The sequence below is a fragment of the Mesorhizobium sp. M1406 genome (assembly GCF_040317555.1).
Classification (GTDB): Bacteria; Pseudomonadota; Alphaproteobacteria; order Rhizobiales; family Rhizobiaceae; genus Mesorhizobium.
The window spans coordinates 1-582 of record NZ_JAMYKW010000196.1 but is presented as its reverse complement, the minus strand read 5'-3'; the positions used below and the strand labels follow the sequence as shown (position 1 = coordinate 582).

Below are 582 nucleotides of genomic sequence, written 5' to 3'. Positions count from 1 at the left end.
TATAGAGCTCGCCCACCGCCCCCAACGGCACCGGCGCACCATGAGCGTCCAGAAGATAGATCCGCGTGTTGGCGATCGGACGGCCAATCGGGACAACTGACCCGTCAAAGTCATCGGGGCAAGTCCAGGTCGTTGCACAGACTGTCGTTTCCGTCGGTCCATAGGCATTGATAACAGATGCTGCAGGCAGGCGACGGATGAGTTCGGCCTTCGGCAGCTCTCCAGCAAGAATGAGAGCTTGCGACGCCAAATATTCCGCACTTCTGCTTTCCTGAAGCAAGGCCGGAGGCAGCGTCGCGTGGGTGATAGCTTGGCTTCGCAGATAATGCGATAGCCTGGCACTCGCCTGGCGGAGCTCATCCGCAGGCAAATGCAAGGCGGCGCCGGAGCCAAGCGCCATAATCATTTCCGAGGCACTGGCATCAAAACCCAAGGAGGCGAACTGCACCACTCGACTGCTTGAACCAACGCCAAACAGTCCGATCTGAGCCAGCCCCAGATTGACCACTCCGCGATGCTCGACCATGACGCCCTTGGGCGTCCCGGTGGAGCCCGAGGTGTAGATGATGTAGGCGAGATGGC

Annotated in this window: 1 protein-coding gene; it reads right to left on the bottom strand. The window is 59.8% G+C overall.

Annotation, left to right across the window (positions count from 1 at the left end):
• Positions 1-582 (bottom strand): AMP-binding protein (locus NKH03_RS34925; protein ID WP_352973399.1); only part of this gene is annotated, 582 nt, incomplete at both ends.